15 protein-coding genes are annotated in these 17,352 nt (G+C 64.7%); 6 read left to right on the plus strand and 9 right to left on the minus strand.

Going from position 1 to position 17,352, the window contains the following annotated elements:
* Nucleotides 1–36 precede the first annotated feature (36 nt).
* On the minus strand, nucleotides 37–2,319 hold the full coding sequence (locus tag ACFYOW_RS01945; protein WP_387283602.1) for a molybdopterin guanine dinucleotide-containing S/N-oxide reductase: 2,283 nt from the start codon (nucleotides 2,317–2,319) through the stop codon (nucleotides 37–39).
* A 41-nt stretch (nucleotides 2,320–2,360) separates the two neighbouring features.
* Here ACFYOW_RS01945 and ACFYOW_RS01950 point away from each other — a divergent pair, with 41 nt between their 5' ends.
* A complete protein-coding gene (locus ACFYOW_RS01950; protein WP_387283604.1) occupies nucleotides 2,361–2,594 on the plus strand; it encodes a hypothetical protein in 234 nt (77 codons plus the stop codon).
* Between the two features lie 142 nt (nucleotides 2,595–2,736).
* Here ACFYOW_RS01950 and ACFYOW_RS01955 read toward each other — a convergent pair whose 3' ends face one another.
* Complete coding sequence (locus ACFYOW_RS01955; RefSeq protein ID WP_387283606.1) at nucleotides 2,737–3,066, minus strand: rhodanese-like domain-containing protein; 330 nt, start codon at nucleotides 3,064–3,066, stop codon at nucleotides 2,737–2,739.
* 91 nt (nucleotides 3,067–3,157) lie between these two features.
* Here ACFYOW_RS01955 and ACFYOW_RS01960 point away from each other — a divergent pair, with 91 nt between their 5' ends.
* The 3 genes from ACFYOW_RS01960 to ACFYOW_RS01970 all read left to right on the plus strand — a co-directional run bounded on the left by ACFYOW_RS01960 (nucleotide 3,158) and on the right by ACFYOW_RS01970 (nucleotide 7,078).
* Nucleotides 3,158–3,631: a MarR family winged helix-turn-helix transcriptional regulator gene (locus tag ACFYOW_RS01960; RefSeq protein WP_387283608.1), complete on the plus strand. Its 474-nt coding sequence runs from the start codon at nucleotides 3,158–3,160 to the stop codon at nucleotides 3,629–3,631.
* Between the two features lie 238 nt (nucleotides 3,632–3,869).
* Nucleotides 3,870–6,125: an MMPL family transporter gene (locus ACFYOW_RS01965; protein ID WP_387283610.1), complete on the plus strand. Its 2,256-nt coding sequence runs from the start codon at nucleotides 3,870–3,872 to the stop codon at nucleotides 6,123–6,125.
* A 128-nt stretch (nucleotides 6,126–6,253) separates the two neighbouring features.
* A complete protein-coding gene (locus tag ACFYOW_RS01970; RefSeq protein WP_387283612.1) occupies nucleotides 6,254–7,078 on the plus strand; it encodes a class I SAM-dependent methyltransferase in 825 nt (274 codons plus the stop codon).
* Here ACFYOW_RS01970 and ACFYOW_RS01975 read toward each other — a convergent pair.
* Nucleotides 7,045–7,755: an SDR family oxidoreductase gene (locus ACFYOW_RS01975; RefSeq protein WP_387283614.1), complete on the minus strand. Its 711-nt coding sequence runs from the start codon at nucleotides 7,753–7,755 to the stop codon at nucleotides 7,045–7,047. The two genes, ACFYOW_RS01970 and ACFYOW_RS01975, sit on opposite strands and share 34 nt — an antisense overlap.
* A gap of 505 nt (nucleotides 7,756–8,260) precedes the next feature.
* Here ACFYOW_RS01975 and ACFYOW_RS01980 point away from each other — a divergent pair.
* Nucleotides 8,261–9,583, plus strand: a complete 1,323-nt coding sequence (locus tag ACFYOW_RS01980; protein ID WP_387283616.1) for a glycoside hydrolase family 1 protein — start codon at nucleotides 8,261–8,263, stop codon at nucleotides 9,581–9,583.
* 43 nt (nucleotides 9,584–9,626) lie between these two features.
* Here the strand turns inward: ACFYOW_RS01980 and ACFYOW_RS01985 are convergent, their stop codons facing one another.
* From ACFYOW_RS01985 to ACFYOW_RS02010, 6 genes are all read right to left on the minus strand, one after another.
* Nucleotides 9,627–10,556, minus strand: a complete 930-nt coding sequence (locus ACFYOW_RS01985) for a TauD/TfdA dioxygenase family protein (RefSeq protein ID WP_387283618.1) — start codon at nucleotides 10,554–10,556, stop codon at nucleotides 9,627–9,629.
* 109 nt (nucleotides 10,557–10,665) lie between these two features.
* On the minus strand, nucleotides 10,666–12,012 hold the full coding sequence (locus tag ACFYOW_RS01990; protein ID WP_387283620.1) for an LLM class flavin-dependent oxidoreductase: 1,347 nt from the start codon (nucleotides 12,010–12,012) through the stop codon (nucleotides 10,666–10,668).
* 8 nt (nucleotides 12,013–12,020) lie between these two features.
* Nucleotides 12,021–12,890, minus strand: a complete 870-nt coding sequence (locus ACFYOW_RS01995) for an ABC transporter permease (RefSeq protein ID WP_387283622.1) — start codon at nucleotides 12,888–12,890, stop codon at nucleotides 12,021–12,023.
* The gene (locus ACFYOW_RS02000) at nucleotides 12,883–13,722 is read right to left on the minus strand and encodes an ABC transporter ATP-binding protein (protein WP_387283624.1); all 840 of its coding nucleotides are present in this window, start codon (nucleotides 13,720–13,722) and stop codon (nucleotides 12,883–12,885) included. Before ACFYOW_RS02000 ends, ACFYOW_RS01995 begins: the two co-directional genes overlap by 8 nt.
* Nucleotides 13,719–14,804 carry an ABC transporter substrate-binding protein gene (locus ACFYOW_RS02005; protein ID WP_387283626.1) on the minus strand — a complete coding sequence of 362 codons (1,086 nt, stop codon included), beginning with the start codon at nucleotides 14,802–14,804 and terminating at the stop codon, nucleotides 13,719–13,721. The genes ACFYOW_RS02000 and ACFYOW_RS02005 overlap by 4 nt, the downstream gene beginning before the upstream one ends.
* A 305-nt stretch (nucleotides 14,805–15,109) precedes the next feature.
* A complete protein-coding gene (locus ACFYOW_RS02010; protein WP_387283628.1) occupies nucleotides 15,110–15,874 on the minus strand; it encodes an IclR family transcriptional regulator in 765 nt (254 codons plus the stop codon).
* A 225-nt stretch (nucleotides 15,875–16,099) separates the two neighbouring features.
* Between ACFYOW_RS02010 and ACFYOW_RS02015 the strand changes: the two genes are divergently transcribed.
* On the plus strand, nucleotides 16,100–17,314 hold the full coding sequence (locus ACFYOW_RS02015) for an IS110 family transposase (protein WP_387283630.1): 1,215 nt from the start codon (nucleotides 16,100–16,102) through the stop codon (nucleotides 17,312–17,314).
* Nucleotides 17,315–17,352 lie beyond the last annotated feature (38 nt).

Consider the following 17,352-nt stretch of genomic DNA (forward strand, 5'->3'; position numbering starts at 1 on the left):
CGGGACCGCCCGTTGAGACCAGCCTCACCCGCGCCATCACGAAATGCCCTCGACCGTGGCCGGTGGCCGAACAACGGCCACATCCGGTAACTCACCCTTGTAGAGCTCGATCTCGACCAGCGCCAATTGTCCGGCGCAACTCTGACTCAGGGTCGATGCGGGACGGTCCGCGGTGAGCACATTCGGGTTGCCGTGCCGACAGAAGGTGGGATCGGCCGGATCCGGATCGTACCAGGCCCCCGTCGACAGCTGCGCGACCTGCGGCCGGACCGCGTCGTCGACGACCAGCCCGGCCAGGCAGCTTCCACGATCGTTGAAGATCCGCACGATATCCCCGTCGCGCAGCCCTCGTGCCTCGGCATCGTCGGGATGTAACCGCACCGGTTCTCGCCCACCGATTTTCACCGACCGACTGTGCGCGCCGACATCGAGCTGACTGTGCAGTTTGGTGCGCGGCTGATTCGCGACGAGCTGCAGCGGGAACCGTGTCGCGGCACCCAGCCATTCCTGCGGTTCCAACCAGACCGGGTGACCCGGGGTATCGGCATATCCGAACCCGTCGATCGTTTCGGAGAAGATCTCGATCTTGCCGCTGGGAGTGGTGAGCGGGAAGCGCTCCGGATCCGCGCGGAAATCTGCGAACAGCACCTGTTCCGGATCGGGCACCTCGACTGTGAACGACTCGCTGTCCCAGAATTCGTCGAACTCCGGCACCGTCGGATCGTCGAGCCCAGCGCGCCATTGCTCGTACAGGTGCCGCAACCACTCCTCGACGGTGCGTCCCTCGGTGAATTCCTTACCGACACCGATACTTTCGGCCAGTTCGGCGAAAATTGCGTAGTCGTCGCGGGAGGCACCGTGCGGCCGGGTGAGCGCCTTCATCGGGAAGAACTCGCGATCGTTCTGCCCGGAGCCGAAGTCGTCGCGTTCGATGCTCATGGTCGCCGGGAGGACGACATCGGCGTGGCGCGCGGTGGCGGTCCAGAACGCATCGTGCACGACCACCGTCTGCGGCCGGGTGAACGCCGTGTGCAGCCGGGCCAGATCCTGGTGGTGGTGAAAGGGGTTCCCGCCGCACCAGTACACCAACTTGATATCCGGATAAACCAACCGCATACCGTTGAAATCGAACGGCTCCCCTGGATTCAGCAGCATATCGGCGATTCTGGCCACCGGAATGAACGTCGAAACACCGTTGCCGCCCTGCGGAAACCTCGGCACCGACTGCCCGCGCGCTGGTTCACCGACGTGCGCGCAAGATCCGTAACTGTGTCCGAATCCTCCACCTGGCAGACCGATCTGGCCCAGCATCGCCGCAAGCACCACCCCGAGCCACAGCGGTTGCACACCGTGCTCGGCACGCTGCAACGACCAGCTCACATTGATCATCGTGCGCGCGGCAGCCATCTCCCGTGCCAGAGACCGGATCCGCGAGGCCGCCAGCCCGGTGATCGCTTCCGCCCACGCGGGGTCCTTGACGACGCCATCGGTTTCGCCACGCACATAACCGATGAACGGTTCGTACCCGACCGTGTACCGATCGAGAAAATCGTTGTCCGCCAACCCCTCCGCATCCAACACCTGGGCCAACGCCAGCATCAGCGCCGCATCGCTACCTGGCCGCAGCGCGATCCACTCGGCCGCGGCCTCCGCCGGAATGTCATCGCGCAGTGGGCTGATCGATACGAATCGGCAGCCGCGCGCTCGCGCGGCCGCGATCCAGGTTCTCGTGTTGTGCCGCGACACACCACCCGGCGACACCGCGGAGTTCTTCGGCGACAGCCCACCGAAGGCCACCACCAAATCGGTGTTTTCGACGAGCACGCTCTTCGCGGTCGCGTGCCCATCGAACAGCCCCATAGAGCCGATCACATGCGGCAACAACACCTGTGAGGTTCCCAGACTGTAGCTGTGCACACTCCGGACATAACCGCCGAGACAGTTCAGAAACCGATGAACCTGACTCTGCGCGTGATGAAACCGCCCCGCACTCGACCACCCGTACGATCCGCCGTACACCGACTCCGCGCCGTACTCGCCGTACACCCGGTTCAACTCACCGGACACCAACTCCACCGCGGTTTCCCACGACACCGGGACAAACGACTCATCGCCGCGGCCCGGTGCACCCGGCCCGTGCTCCAACCACCCCTGTCGCACGTAAGGCTGATCGATGCGCGTCGGATGATGTTGTGCCGAGGCCACATTCTCGATCAATGCCGTCGGTTCCGGATCCCCGCGCCACGGACGCACCGCGGTCAACCGCTGCCCATCGCTCTCGGCTTCGAACACTCCCCAGTGCGTCAGATGCGCGGCCATCACTCCACGGTAGCCCGGCCCACCGACAGGTTCACTTTGTTATGAATGCCGCGCTGGTTCGCGACTTTTGCCCCGCCCGGCGATCTCAGACGCAGATGCTGAAGCTGAAGAAAGGACCCAGCGGGACGTTGAAGCAGAAAACGACCGAACCGAGCGTAGGTGTAACCGGTTCCGCCGATGCCGCGGGAGCGGCGAGAGCGCCAACAGACACGGTAATGGCGATCGCGACGATCGCCGAGGCAATTCTGGTGGTCATGACAACGTTTCCTGACTGATCGACGATGATGATGCCCCCGACCAGAAATCGTTACGTCTACGATCATCCGCTGATCCCCTAGCAGGCACAAGACTGCGCATCGACTCGTCAAGTGAACCCGTGGTCGGGCGGTGCACCACCCGACCACGATCCGGCCGGACTCAGGATTCGGATTCGATCGGCAGGCCCGCTTCGGTCCAGTCCTGGATGCCGGCGCGGTAGGCACGGACGTTCGTATATCCGAGGGCTCGCAGTTTGACCGCGACGACCTCGCTGTTCTGGCAGGCGTTGTTCGAGCAGTAGGTCACGATGGGTGCGTGCCGGTCCGGAAGCAAACGCGCAGCTCGGGATTCCACATCAGCTTCGACCAAGGTGAGCGCGCCGGGCAGATGCGCTTTCTCGTAGTAGCCCGCACCGAGGGTGTCCAGGACCGTCACCGTACCGGCCTCGATCGCGGTGGCCAGTTCGTCACGGGCGATGACTGTGGTCATGAGATTTCCTTCCTGATGGCATACACAATTTTATGTGCGTGCGCACGCTATTATATGCGTGCGGGTGCACGCAAGTTGTTAGAATCGGCACGTGACGCAATCGGAGAAGCATCGCGAGGCGGCCGGCACCGCATGGTCGGCACTGCTGCGGGTGCACGCGAACCTCGTCCCACGCTTGGATGCCGAACTGCGCAGGGACTTCGGACTCCCACTCGCGTGGTACGACCTACTGCTCGAACTCGACGGCGTCGAACCACTGCGCATGACCGATCTCGGCGAACGCGTCGTGCTCAGCCGCACTCGGGTCAGCAGGCTCGTCACGGAGATGACCGCCGCGGGTCTGGTCGCGCGCGAATCCAATCCCGACGACGGCCGATCCGCATTCGTCGCCATCACCGATGCGGGCACGAAGCGTCTACGCGCGGCCGCGCCCGGCTACCTCGCGAGCATCGAGCGATGCTTCGCCGACAAGCTCGATCCGGACGAATTGCACACGCTCGCCGCAACTCTCGGCAGAATCCTCGGCCCGACCGACCTCGCCATCACGCCCCGGCGAACTTCATAACACGCACGTCCGCATCGACTGCCAGTCGGCACGAATCAAACACTTTGGCAGTCAATGCAATCCGCGTCACATCCACGCACAACTCGGCATCATTTCTGAAACACTAACACTTCACACTGGCCTGTACCTTTGATTACAGGCACATCGAGCGTGCACCCCGGAAAGGATGCAGCCCCTTGGCGATCGGCGCGGCACAGCAAGCAGCACACCAATTTTCCTGCTGGCAAGGAGCGCGCTGATGTTCACGCGCTGGGGAAAACTCGTCTACCGGCTGCGCTTCGCCGTACTCGCCGTCGTGGTGGGCGCACTCCTTGCATTCGGTGCATACGGCTTCGGACTCGAGGACCACCTCAGCTCCGGCGGTATGGACGATCCCACTTCCGAATCCGCACAGGCCGCACGCCTGGCCGACGCCGCATTCGGACGCAATCACGACTTCGACGTCGTCGTGCTCTACACCGCACCGGACGACAAGACTGTCGACGATCCGGAATTCAGCCAACCGATCATCGACAATCTCAACAGCCTGCCGCACAGGTACCCGAACGAGATCACCGGCGTCAACGCGTCCTACTGGCGCGTCGACGGCGCGAAGATCAGCGGCGCGAAGGCGGCCACCGAAGACAAGAAGCGCGCCGTGGCCGCGATCGCCATCGCGGGCGACAACGACACCGACTCCGTGCGCAACTTCCGGAAAGTCAAGGACGCCTTCACGATCCCCGGCATCGACGTGCAGGTCAGCGGCCTGCAGGCGGTGGCGGGCACACTCAACGACACGATGGCCGACGATGTGCACCGCATGGAAGTCCTGGCCATCCCCGCCGTCGCGGTGCTGCTGTTCTTCATCTTCGGTGGCCTCGTCGCGGCCGCCCTGCCGCTGTTCGTCGGTGGACTCACCGTGATCGGCGCCTCCGGCATCATCATGTTCCTGACCCGCTTCACCGAGGTCAATTCCTTTGTCTCCTCGGTCCTCTCGATGATCGGCCTCGGCCTGGCCATCGACTACGGCCTGTTCATCGTGAGCCGATTCCGCGAGGAACTCGCCGCGGGCTACGACACTCGCGCCGCGGTGCGACGCACCGTCGTCACCGCCGGACGCACCGTCGTGTTCTCGGCGACCATGATCATCGCGAGCCTCGGCAGCATGCTGCTGTTCCCCCAGGGCTTCCTCAAATCAATGGCCTACGGCGCCATCGCGACCGTCCTGCTGGCCGCCTTCACCGCCATCACAATCCTGCCCGCCAGCCTGGCCGTCCTCGGTCCGCGCGTGGATATGTTGGGGTTCAACCGGTTCCGAAGAACCAAGACCGCCGAACAAATCGAAGGCGGTTTCTGGGGCAAGACCACACGCTGGGTGATGCAGCGCCCGCTCACCGTCGCAATCCCACTGGTCATCGTGCTCTTCCTGCTGATCATCCCGGTCAAGAACCTCATCTTCGGCGGCTTCAGCGAGCGATATCTGCCACCCGACAACCCGACTCGCGTCGCACAGGAACAGATCGACACCTTCTTCCCACAGCGCCGATCCGATCCCATCGAACTCGTCTTCGTCGCCGACAACAGCACGCCGGTCGGCGAGGCCTGGCGCGCGGCCGGGCACGCCCCCGGGTTGGCCAGTCAGTTCGAGATGCCGTCCAAATCCTCGACCCAGGACAACGTGTACCGCTCCAAAGCGACACTGGTCAACCCGAACGAAGGCGGGGAAACCATCGAATACCTGCGCAAGATGGAACTCCCCGACGGCGTAAGCATGTACGTCGGCGGCATACCGGCCATGCAGAAGGACAGCATCGACGCACTGCTGTACCGCATCCCGGTCATGATCGTCCTGGTCCTGTTCGTGACCACCCTGCTGATGTTCCTCACCTTCGGCTCGCTGGTGCTGCCGATCAAGGCCGCATTGATGAGCGCGCTCGGCCTCGGTTCCACCCTCGGCATCCTGACCTGGATCTTCGTCGACGGCCACGCCGCAGAACTATTGAACTTCACCCCGCAGCCGATTCAGTCGAATGTGCTCGTGCTGATCATCGCGATCATCTACGGCCTGTCCACCGATTACGAAGTCTTCCTGCTCTCCCGCATGGTCGAGGCCAGGGCCAAAGGGGCGAGCACCAGCGACGCGGTGCACACCGGCACCGCCCACACCGGCCGCATCATCACCGCCGCGGCGCTGATCCTGCTCGTGGTGACCGGTGCGTTCGCCTTCTCCGATCTGGTGATGATGCAGTACATCGCCTACGGCATGATCGCCGCACTATTCATCGATGCGACCGTGCTGCGCATGCTGCTGGTACCCGCGGTCATGAAACTGCTCGGCGACGACTGCTGGTGGGCGCCGGCCTGGATGAAGCGTCTCCAGGAGAAAATCGGGCTCGGCGAACCTATTCTGGACGATGAACGCCCGGGCACCGAGGATATGCACGAGCCGATCGAGACCACACCGATCACGCCGCGGCTCCCCACCGTCACCGCTGGACGGTCGAACGGTTCGTAGTCGCCCCCCCAAAGGGAACGCCGCGCGCCGCCTCGGGAGGTACGCTCACCGCCGGAAAGCCCGCGGACCCGATCGCCGAACCGGCGACCTGGTCAACCACCGGCCAACTGGACCGAAGGACGACCGCGATGTGCAGCTACCGTCTCGATGCCGAATACGCCGATCCGACACCGTTGAAGGTGCGGATCGATACCCATGAGCGCTATTCGGAGCGTCCCGACGACCCCACCGCGAATGTGCTGACCGCGCTGGCACTCACCGGAGCCGAACATCTAGCCGATATCGGCTGCGGCGACGCCCGGTTCCTCGCCCACCTCGCCAACAACGGTCACCAGGGTCCGCTGGTCGGTATCGACACCTCCCCCGCGATGGTCGCCGCCGCCAATGCTGTGCCCGGGGTGCGCGGCGTATTCGGCAGTGCCGACCGGATCCCGTTCGACGACAACAGCTTCGATGCGCTCAGCGCACGACATATGCTGTACCACCTCGCGAATCCGCTGGCCGCGCTCAGGGAGTTCCGGCGCACGACCAAACCCGGCGGGACGGTTGCCGTGGCCGTCAATCATCCCAGAACCTACCCGCACACCACCGAACTCGTGGCCGCCCACGCCGCGACCTACGGCCTCGGCGTGGGCGAGGCGATGACCGTCGACTCCGACACCTTGCCGGAGTTGATGTCCGAGGTTTTCGGTGAGGTGCGGATCCAGCGATCGGATAATGCGCTCGTCTTCGATACTCCTGATCCGCTGGTGCGCTTCGCCGAGGCACTGTTCACGTTCTACGGCGTCACGCCGAACCACCCACGACGGCAGGCGATTCTGAACGATCTGCGCGAGGACGTCGAGGATTGGTTCACCCACCATCCGGGGCAGACGTGGCGCGATCCCAAGGGGTACATCGTCGCCACGGCCGTCGTCGATCACCAGGGCAGCGCACCTTCGGCATCGACGTAGCTTCCGGTGGGCCCATCGGGGCCGAGCTGCGCCATGCGCACGATGATCTCGGCACCTTGCTCTACCGTCTGGGTGCCGGTATTCCCGTTGAGATCGGTCTTCGTGAAACCGGGCTCCACCGCATTGATCCGAATACCCGGGAAGGCCTTCGCGTACTGCACGGTGAGCATATTGACCACCGTCTTCGACGCCGGATATGCGACGCCCGGGTAGGCGTACGCCGGGGTGCCCGGGGTCGAGACCCTGGTCAGCGACGCAAGACCGCTGCTGACATTGACCACGACCGGCGCCACCGAGCGCTGCAGCAGCGGCAGGAAGGCGTGCAGGACGCGTACCGTGCCGAAAACGTTCGTGTCGAAGGTCTTTCGCATCACATCCGCGGTGAGGTCCGCAGCGCCGACGACGTTGTTCCGGTCGGTCATCTCCGCTTGGATACCGGCATTGTTGACCAGGACATCCAGACCGCCGTCGGCCTCGATGGTCTGCACCGCGGCCGCGACAGACGCATCGTCGGTGATATCGAGCTGAACTGCCCGCGCGCCCAACTCCTCGGCCGCCTGACGACCGCGTTCAGCGTCGCGGCTGCCGAGGTAGACGGTGTGACCCGCCGCGACGAGTTGGCGGGCGGTCTCGAAGCCGAGACCCTTGTTCGCTCCGGTAATCAATATTGCTGCCATGCCACCCACGCTAGGTTTTAGAGCGCGCTCGAAGTCAAGGACCTTCCTGGTAGCGCAACGTAGTCCAGTCGCTCCTCTCCTGGCTGACTGTTGTCGCTGGGGGGGCCGAGTGTCGCTCTGTAGGTGATTTGTGGTGGGATTCGAGAGGTGAGATTACATGTATAGATGCGCATATCTACCTACCTGAATGTAATATTGGTCTTGCGGTCGCCCTCAACTCCTTCACCATGGCCCCGGTCTTCGCATCTAGGACGCCGACATGAACCGATTCCCCTGTGCCTCAATTTGTTTCCCACTGCCCCTACCCTGCGTAGCCCAACACCCCGCTCCCCCAGTCAGTTTCACCACGGTAAATGTTGCAGTTGAGACCGGTGCACAACACCGATAACCGCATCCTCCCCGATAGAAGACGACCGACCAGTTACTCTCGTCGCGTGGTCCCGCCCGACTCGGCCTGCGCCGAAGGTCCACGAGCGCCCGTCACCGCCCAGGAAGCAGGAGTTCGATGCGATCGCTGCGTAGCCGCCATATCTTGATCACGCTGGTAGCCGGCACTGCCGCCGTAATATCCGGTGGTCCAACGCCCGCGATGGCACAGCCGGCGCCGCCTGCGCAGGTCCAACCGCTCGGCTCGGACTTTCTCTGGGGCGTGGCCGCATCGGGATATCAGTCCGAAGGGTATGCGCCGGATAGCAATTGGTCCCGGTACGTGGCCGCGGGCAAGACGGACGACGCTTATCTGGAGTCCGTCGACTTCTACCATCGCTACCGGTCCGATATCGATCTGGCCGCGCAGCTCGGCGTCAAAGTCTATCGGATCGGCATCGAGTGGGCGCGCGTCCAGCCGCGGCCGGGCGAATGGGATGAGGCAGGACTTCGCTTCTACGACAATGTGATCGCCGCGATCACGGCTGCCGGGATGCGCCCGATGCTCACCATCGATCACTGGGTGTATCCGGGCTGGGAGGTCGACCGCGGCGGCTGGTCGAATCCGAATATCGTCGGGGACTGGCTCGCCAACGCACGCACCGTCGTCGACCGATATGCCGCGTCCGGCCCGCTGTGGGTCACCTTCAACGAACCCACGGCCTACATCATGAACGAGACCTCGCACGGCGGCCTCTCCCCCGCCGCCATTCCGATGATGCAGGACCGAATCGCCCAGGCGCACAATGCCATCTACGACTACATCCACGCCGTGCAGCCGGGCGCCATGGTCACCAGCAATGTCGCCTACATTCCGGCCGGTGAGGATGCGGTCAACGGCTCGTTCATCAATGCGGTCGCCGCGAAACTCGACTACATCGGCATCGACTACTACTACGGCGCGTCCCCCGACACCGTAACCGAGCTGAGCTTCAGCCAGCTGTGGAACAACCCCTTGGAGCCGGAGGGCATTTACTATGCCCTGCAACACTATTCACGCAAGTTCCCAGGCCGCCCGCTCTACATCGTCGAGAACGGCATGCCCACCGAAAACGGCATGCCCCGAGCCGACGGCTACACCCGCGCCGACGACCTCCGCGATACCGTCTACTGGCTGCAGCGCGCCAAGGCCGACGGCATGAACCTCATCGGCTACAACTACTGGAGTCTCACAGACAACTACGAATGGGGTTCCTACACACCGCGTTTCGGCCTCTACACGGTCGACGTACGCACCGACTCCACCCTCACCCGCAAGCCCACCGACGCAGTACCCGCATACACCGTCATCACCCACCAGGGCGGCGTCACCCCCGACTACCGCCCGACCCGCACCCCCAAACCCTGCTCCTTCGTCGACGCCGCCGCGAGCTGCGCCGACCCGGTCACTGTCCCCCGCTAGCCGGATCAAGGGTCGGCACCCGTGGGTGCCGACCCACCCCATGTCAGGATCCGGTGAACTGATCACCCGAGATCGAGCGCGACCGCTCGCCGTCCACGCCGACCGGGATGTCGCCCTCGAGGGTGGTGCGGTACAGCACGCGAGTGACATCGAGGTGGTTGAGGTCGCCCGGGGCCAGGTGGGCGGTGGCGCGGTTGTCCCAGAATGCCAGGCTGCCCTTTTCCCAACGGAATCGGACGGTGTAGGCCGGGTTCGACAGTTCGTCGAACAGCAGCCGGAGTACGGCGTCGCTCTGGGCCGGGCTCAGCCCGACGATGTGGGTGGTGAAGCCGGGGTTGACGAAGAGCACCTTCTCGCCGGTCACCGGGTGCACGCGCACGACGGGATGTTCGGTCACCAGCGGGGCATCGGCGACCTTCTTCGCGTAGTCACTCTCTTCGTTCCATGCCGGACGGCTGCCGCCGAACCGGTGCACGGCCCGCAGCCCCTCGACGAACGTGCGCAGCGACTCGGGCAGGTTCGCGTAGGCGGCGGCGAGATTCGTCCAGCTGGTGTCCCCACCGCGTTCCGGCGCGATCTCGGCCCGCAGCAGTGAGGCGGCGGGCGGGTTGATCAGTGCGGAGACATCGGTGTGCCAGTGGTTGGTGTAGGTGAATTTCTTGATGCCGAAACGCTTTTCGTAGAGTCGGCTGTCGACGGCCAGAATTTCGGGGAATTCCGTCGGCGCGTCATCGTCGTAGGGATGAGACGGCGTGACGGCGCCGAATCGCCGGGAGAAGGCGATGTGTTCGGCGTGACCGATGTGCTGGTCGCGGAAGAACAGCACCTTGTATTCGTAAAGGGCCGCGGTGATGTCGGCGACCTCCTGATCGGTGAGTTCGGCCCGCAGGTCGACGCCCGCGATCTCGGCGCCGATATGTCCGGCGACGGGCGTGATCCGGAGGGTGGTGATGGGCTCGCTGACAGTGGTCATGGTCGTACCTTCTTCGGCAATGGTTGGGGATGGTCGGCGGAGCTCGGGCGACAACCGCTGCTGCCCATTCGCATGAAGTCGACGACGCGCCGCCTGGTCAGTCGGGGACTCATGCGCCGAGTTCGGTTCGTACCTGGGCGAATTGGCTTTCCACCGGCGCCAGCCCGTAGTGCCCGCGCAGCGTCGTCGCGGTGTAGTCGGTGCGGAACAGGCCACGCTCCTGCAGGATCGGGACCACCCGGTCCACGAAGTCCTCGAGGCCGCCCGGCAGGTACGGCGGCATGATGTTGAAGCCGTCGGCGGCGCCGTTGTCGAACCAGGACTGCAGTTCGTCGGCGATATCGGCGGGTGTGCCCGCGAAGGTCCGGTGCCCGCGCCCGCCGCCCAGTTTGCCGATGAGCTGGCGCACAGTGAGGTTCTCGCGCTCGGCGAGTTCCTTGACCAGCGTGAATCTGCTCTTCCCGCCCTCGATTTCGCTCTCCGCGGGCAGCGGCGGCAGTGGTGCGTCGAGTGCGTGTTCGGTGAGATCGACACCGAGCAGCGCGGACAGCTGCCGCAGGGCGTAATCCGGTGAGATGAGGTCGGTGAATTCCTGTTCGAGGGCCAGCGCTTCTTCGCGGGTGTCGGCGATGAACGGCACCAGACCGGGCAGCACCTTCAGTTCATCGGCCGAGCGACCGTACTTCGCCAGCCGCGCCTTCAGATCCCGGTAGAACGCCTGTCCCTCCGCGAGCGAGCGCTGTGCGGTGAACACGGCCTCGGCGTAGCGCGCGGCGAAATCCTTACCGCTCTCCGACGATCCGGCCTGAACCAGCAGTGGCCGCCCCTGCGGGCTGCGCGGCGAATTCAGCGGGCCGCGCACTCGGAACCGATCGCTGGCGTAGTCGATGGTGTGCACCTTGTCCGGGTCGGCGAAGGTGCCCTCGTCCGGATCGAGCACGATCGCCGAGGACTCCCAGCTGTCCCAGAGCCGCACGGTGACATCCACGAACTCCTGTGCCCGCTCGTAGCGTCTGGCATGTTCGGGAATGGCGTCGAAGCCGAAGTTGAAGGCCTCGTCCTCGTTGCCCGAGGTGACGATATTCCAGCCCGCTCGACCGCTGCTGATGTGATCGAGGGAGGCGAATTTGCGGGCCAGGTTGAACGGTTCGTTGTAGGTGGTCGACGCCGTCGCGATGAGCCCGACCCGTTCGGTCGCCGCGGCGATCGCGGCAAGCAAGGTGACGGGCTCGAATACGGCGAGGGTATTGCGCTTGATCCGAGGTCCGACGGCCAATCCGTCGGCGAAGAAGACCGAATCGAGTTTGCCGCGTTCGGCGATCCGGCCGAGCTCCTGGAAGTGCCGCACATCCAGTACCCGTCGCTGCTCGGTCCGGGGATGGCGCCAGGCCGCCTCGTGATGGCCGACGCCCATCAGGAAGGCGTTGAGGTGGAATTGCTTGCGGGGTAACGACATCGGAGTCCTTAACGGGAGGGTTCAGCGCGCCACCGGGACAGGCGGCGTTCGAGAGCGACGAGTAGGCCGTTGAAACTCAGCCCGAGTAGCGAGATGGCGATGATGCCCGCATACATATTCGGGATTTGGAAGTTCTGCTGGGCGGCGGTGATCAGATAGCCGAGTCCGGCACGGGCGCCGACCATTTCGGCGGCGATGAGCACCAGGATCGAGGACGCCGCCGCCATTCGCACGCCGGTGAAGATCGATGGCACGGCGGCGGGCAGGATCACCTTTTGGAACAGCCGAATCGGCGAGAAGCCGAGCGAAACGGCGGATTTGATCAGCAGCGGGTCCACGGTGCGCACACCGGTGATGGTGTTCAACAGGATCGGGAAGAAGCTCGCGTACACCACGAGTGCGATCTTGGAGGTCTCCCCGATGCCCAGGATCAGGATGAACACCGGCAACAGCGCCAGTGCCGCGGTGTTGCGGAACAATTCGAGGATCGGGTTCAGAAAGTCGGCCACCGGTCGATACCAGGCGATGGCGACACCGACCGGAATGGCCACCGCGAGCGCGAGCGAGAATCCGGTCGCAGACCGGGTCAGGCTGGTCGAGACGTGCTCCCACATCTCACCGCTCTGTACCAGATCGATGAAGGCCTGCGCGACGGTCGAAAACGGCGGCAGGAAGACCTCGTCCACCAAACCGAGCCGCGGCGCCGCCTCCCACACCGCGATCAGCAGACCGATGGCGAAGGTGGGCTTGAAGATGCGCCACGCCAGCCGCGCGACCGCCCGCAATATCCGCGACACGTCGACTGTCGGCACGGACTCCGCACGGCTGCGGACGACAACCGGCCGTGACTTCTCGACGACTTGTACTGCGCTAGACATGAACCGGCTTCCTCTCGGTGCTCGTGGCCGACAGGGACTCGCGCTCGAGTCCCTGCGCCCGGGTGACTTCGCTCTGCAACTGCGACCAGATCTGGTGCCGTGCCTCCCGGAAGGGTTCGCTGGAGCGCACATCCGCACCTGAGTTCCGATCGATATCGATATCGATCACGGACTTGACCCGCCCGGGACGTGAGGTCAGCACGGCGACTCGCTGACCGAGGTAGACGGCCTCGTCGATGCCGTGGGTGATGAACAGAATCGTCTTACCGGTTGCCCGCCAGATCCGTAACAGCTCGTCCTGCAACGACTCCCGGGTCTGGGCGTCGAGTGCGGCGAACGGCTCGTCCATCAGCAGCACCTCCGGATCGAAGGCGAGGCTGCGGGCGATGGCGACTCGCTGTTTCATGCCGCCGGACAGCTCATGTGGGTACCGGTCGCCGAATCCGGCCAGACCCACCAGTTCCAGGTATTCGTCGGCGATCTTGCGGCGTTCCCGACGCCGGACACCCTTCGCTTCCAAACCGAATTCGATATTTGCCCGGGCGGTGCGCCACGGCAGCAGCGCGTACTGCTGGAAGACGATGCCGCGATCCAGACCGGGCCCGCTGATCGGCTTGCCGTCCAACAGGATTCGCCCGGCACTCGGCTTGCTGAGCCCGCCGAGCAGATCGAGCAGCGTCGACTTTCCGGAACCGCTCGGGCCCACGAGTACCAGGAACTCGCCATCGTGCAGTTCCAGCGAAATATCCTCGATCGCGGTGAACTCCTCGTTCGACCCGCGGACCGGGAACTGTTTGCGCACTCCGGTGAGTGCGAGTTTCACCTGACTCATTTCGCCGCGACCACCTCTCCGGTCGGACCGGTGGTCGGACCGTAGGTCCCGTTGGCGTACGGGTTGTCCTTGTTTGTGTACAGATCCTTCGCCGTCAGCTTTCCTGCGGGCACATCACCGTTGCGGACGAGCCAATCGATCCAGATCTGCAGTTCCTTCTCGGCGATCACCGCACCGGGGACCGGCAGGCCCGGGCTGCGCCAGAATTTCAGCAGATCGGTGTTCTCATTGCGTCCGCGCTTGTTGATGATCGAGGCGAAGCGCGCGACCACCTCGTCGCGCGGGGTCACCTGCAGCCAGCGCGTCGCCCGCGCGGTCCCCTGGACGAAGTCCTTGACGGCCTCCGGGTTCTGGGCGATGTAGTCCTTGCGGAAAACATAAGTGCCGTAGTCGAATTGGCCGAACAGGTCCTTATCGGTGTAGAGCGCGTGGATACCGCCGCGCCCGACCGCGCTGTCCCGGAAGACTCCGCCCAGCGCGCCGACATCGATCTGGCCCTTGCGCAGGGCGTCCTCGGTATTGGCAGGCGGCACCACGATCAACTCGACCTGTTTGATCTCCTGGTCGGTCAGCCCTTGCTGGTGCAGCCATTCCCGGGTGATGAATTCATGATGTGCGCCAAGGGTATTGATGCCGACCTTCTTGCCGATCAGATCCCGGGGCGAGTTGATGCCCGAATCGTCACGGACGAAGTAACCGGTGAACGACTGCGCATCCGCGCCATACGAGCTGAGCACCGACGTGACGGGCGCGCCACCCGCGGCCAACTTGACGACCGCGCCGTTGAAGGCGCTGCCGAACTCGATCTGACGGGTCGCGGCGGCCTGGATATTCGCCGGTCCGCTGGTGGTGTCCCCCTCCCAGTGCAGCGCGATCTTGCTGAAGTAGCCGAGGTCGTCCGCCAGTTCGTAGGCCGAGACCTGGCCGGTCGATCCCTGGTAGCGCAGTACGGCCTTGCCGTCGGCGTTGGTGCCCGGCTCGGATTTGCCGCAGCCGGCGAGCACCGCGACCGCGGTGGGAATGGTGAGTACGGCGGCCACCGCACGGACGAACCGTGGCCTGGTTTTGCGGGACAACGTCATGGCAGTTCTTTCACGGAATGCGCACTGCCGCAGCGCAATAGGGCACGCCACAACGGCAGGTAAAGCGCGGAGGATTACCTGATTCGACCAATGCGGCGACCGATTTCGGCGACCGCGGATTCAGGCGCGACAGACTCCATGGGGCAGGCGCATGAAATCCACCGTGCGACGGCGGATCAGCGCAATGGATTCGATCATGTCAACGACCTTCGTGGGATTCGGATAGAAGCGGCGACCCCGCGGCTTTGTATCCATGGTGGGGGTCGCCCGCCAGCGACGACAATGCCGATTTCACATTGTGAAAATCACCGTGAGTACAACTCCACCGGCGCATCGGTGATGGCGGCGGTGGACTGGAACAGTGGCCCGATCCGGCCCGCGATCTGCCGCATAGCAGGCACGATGCCGCGCACCAGCTCCTCGTTCAGCCGCGCGGAACGGGCCTGCACGCCGAGCGCACCCCACACCTGCTTATCCGGGCCGAGGACCGGCACCGCCACCGAGCGGACCGGATCCTCGCGCTCGATCAGCTCTACGGCGAAACCGCTGCGCCGCACGCGATCCAGCTCCGTGAGTGGCGCAGGCCGTCGATCGAGTCCGTCGACAACGGGCGAGAAGGCCAGCAGTGCCTGGCCGACGGCACTGGAGCGCAATGGCTGGCGGGCCTGCGGCAACTGGTTGGGGCAGAAGTACACCGGCGGCCGCGCCTGAAAGACCGTGACCGCGTCCCGGTCGTCGGCGATGCTCAGGCTTACGGTGATCTTGATGCCCGCGGCCAGCGCATAGAGGTGCGGTGCGGCTGCGTCGATGCCCAGCCGCGAGAGCGCGGGCCGGGCCAGCGAAGCGAGCCCGTGCCCGATGCGATAGCGATCGGTCGCCGGATCCTGCTCCAGCAACCGACCCCGCACCAATGCCTGGGCCAGCCGGTAAGTCGTGCTGACCGGAAGTCCGGCCCGATGCGCCAATTCGCTCACCGACAGTTCGGGATCATCGCCCTCGAAGCAGTTCAGTACGTGAATCGCGCGGTCGACCGCTTGGGCACCCGAACGGGGTTGATCGGCGGCAGTCATGGTTCCTCCCTAAGTTTGTAGGTGTCTGGGGTTGGTGCCCTGGATGCCCAGGGCGGTGGGGTGTAGCTGATGGTTTCTTGCCTTGTTCGAGGCTTGACAGGACTGGCTGCCCCACCGTGCTGGACGCTCCGGCTGCTGATTGAGAGCTTGTTGCGGTCGTCGCTGGTTAGGGATCTGACGGCGGGGTTGTCCACGGGCTGAAACTGCGAGGTCAGGAGCACGTGGGTGACAACTCGCCCTCAGATCTGGGTCGGGATCGATGTCGGCAAGGACGCCCATCACGCGTGCGGGATCGACGACACCGGCAAAACGGTGTTCAGCCAGCGCCTCGGCAATGACCAGGCCGCGATCGAGGCGTTGATCGCCCGCGCCGGCCAGGCCGCCGACCGGGTGCGGTGGGCGATCGATCTGACTTCCCCGATGGCGTTGCTGCTGATCACGGTGCTGCTGGCCGCCGACCAGGCGGTGACCTATGTGCCGGGCCGGGTGGTGAACTCGATGACCGGCAGCTTCCCCGGCGAAGGCAAAACCGACGCCAAAGACGCGAAGGTGATCGCCCAGAGCGCCCGCCTGCGCGAGGACCTGAACCAGGTCGTGATGCCCGACGAACTCGTGGTCGGGCTGACCCAGCTCACCAGCTACCGCACCGACCTGATGGGCGATTGGGTCGCCGGGATCAACCGGCTGCGCGCCCTGCTCGGGTCCATCTTCCCCGCGCTGGAGGCCGCGTTCGACTACTCGAACCGGACCCCACTGATACTCGTCGCCGGACTGTGCACCCCCGCCGAAATACGAACCGCCGGAATCGACGGTGTCACAACACATCTCACCGACAACGGGGCTTGGAAACCGGGCATCGTCAAGGCCTCTGCCGCCGCGGTCGATGCCGCCGGACGCCAGAGCCTGGCCCTGCCCGGGGAGGCCGATACCGCGATGCTGGTCAAACGCATCGCGCGCAAACTCCTGGACCTGGATCGTGAGATCAAGGACACCGACAAACTCATCACGACCCGATTCCGGGAACACCCGTGGGCGGGGATCATCGAGTCCTTGCCCGGCATGGGGCCCGGGCTCGGCGCGGAATTCCTCGTCGGCACCGGCGGTGACCTCACGAATTTCGCCAGCGCGGGCCGGTTGGCCTCCTACGCCGGCCTCGTTCCCGTGCCCCGTGATTCGGGCCGGGTCAGCGGCAACCTGCACCGCCCGAAACGCTACAACCGGCGCCTGCGGCGCGTGTTCTACATGGCAGCCCTGTCGAGCCTGCGCTACCAGAACGGGCCCTCGCGGCGGTTCTACGACCGCAAACGCGGTGAACGCCTCATCCACACCCAAGCCCTCCTAGCGTTGGCCCGTCGCCTGGTCGACGTGCTGTGGGCACTGCTGCGCGACGGCCGCGAATTCAGCATGGAAAACCCGACACCGGTGCCTGCTGCGGCTTGACACAGTCATTGAGAGTCCTGATATTTCTACCGATCGGG

The organism is Nocardia sp. NPDC006982, assembly GCF_042869435.1.
Classification (GTDB): domain Bacteria; phylum Actinomycetota; class Actinomycetes; order Mycobacteriales; family Mycobacteriaceae; genus Nocardia.

Excerpts from the sequence above, each read along its gene's own strand:
- ACFYOW_RS01950 (WP_387283604.1), top strand. The coding sequence starts at position 2,361 with ATGAATGCCGCGCTGGTTCGCGACTTTTGCCCCGCCCGGCGATCTCAG.
- ACFYOW_RS01995 (WP_387283622.1), bottom strand. The coding sequence starts at position 12,890 with ATGTCTAGCGCAGTACAAGTCGTCGAGAAGTCACGGCCGGTTGTCGTC.
- ACFYOW_RS01965 (WP_387283610.1), top strand. The coding sequence starts at position 3,870 with ATGTTCACGCGCTGGGGAAAACTCGTCTACCGGCTGCGCTTCGCCGTA.
- ACFYOW_RS02005 (WP_387283626.1), bottom strand. The coding sequence starts at position 14,804 with ATGACGTTGTCCCGCAAAACCAGGCCACGGTTCGTCCGTGCGGTGGCC.
- ACFYOW_RS02000 (WP_387283624.1), bottom strand. The coding sequence starts at position 13,722 with ATGAGTCAGGTGAAACTCGCACTCACCGGAGTGCGCAAACAGTTCCCG.
- ACFYOW_RS01990 (WP_387283620.1), bottom strand. The coding sequence starts at position 12,012 with ATGTCGTTACCCCGCAAGCAATTCCACCTCAACGCCTTCCTGATGGGC.
- ACFYOW_RS01975 (WP_387283614.1), bottom strand. The coding sequence starts at position 7,755 with ATGGCAGCAATATTGATTACCGGAGCGAACAAGGGTCTCGGCTTCGAG.
- ACFYOW_RS01945 (WP_387283602.1), bottom strand. The coding sequence starts at position 2,319 with ATGGCCGCGCATCTGACGCACTGGGGAGTGTTCGAAGCCGAGAGCGAT.
- ACFYOW_RS01985 (WP_387283618.1), bottom strand. The coding sequence starts at position 10,556 with ATGACCACTGTCAGCGAGCCCATCACCACCCTCCGGATCACGCCCGTC.
- ACFYOW_RS02010 (WP_387283628.1), bottom strand. The coding sequence starts at position 15,874 with ATGACTGCCGCCGATCAACCCCGTTCGGGTGCCCAAGCGGTCGACCGC.
- ACFYOW_RS01980 (WP_387283616.1), top strand. The coding sequence starts at position 8,261 with ATGCGATCGCTGCGTAGCCGCCATATCTTGATCACGCTGGTAGCCGGC.
- ACFYOW_RS01970 (WP_387283612.1), top strand. The coding sequence starts at position 6,254 with ATGTGCAGCTACCGTCTCGATGCCGAATACGCCGATCCGACACCGTTG.
- ACFYOW_RS01955 (WP_387283606.1), bottom strand. The coding sequence starts at position 3,066 with ATGACCACAGTCATCGCCCGTGACGAACTGGCCACCGCGATCGAGGCC.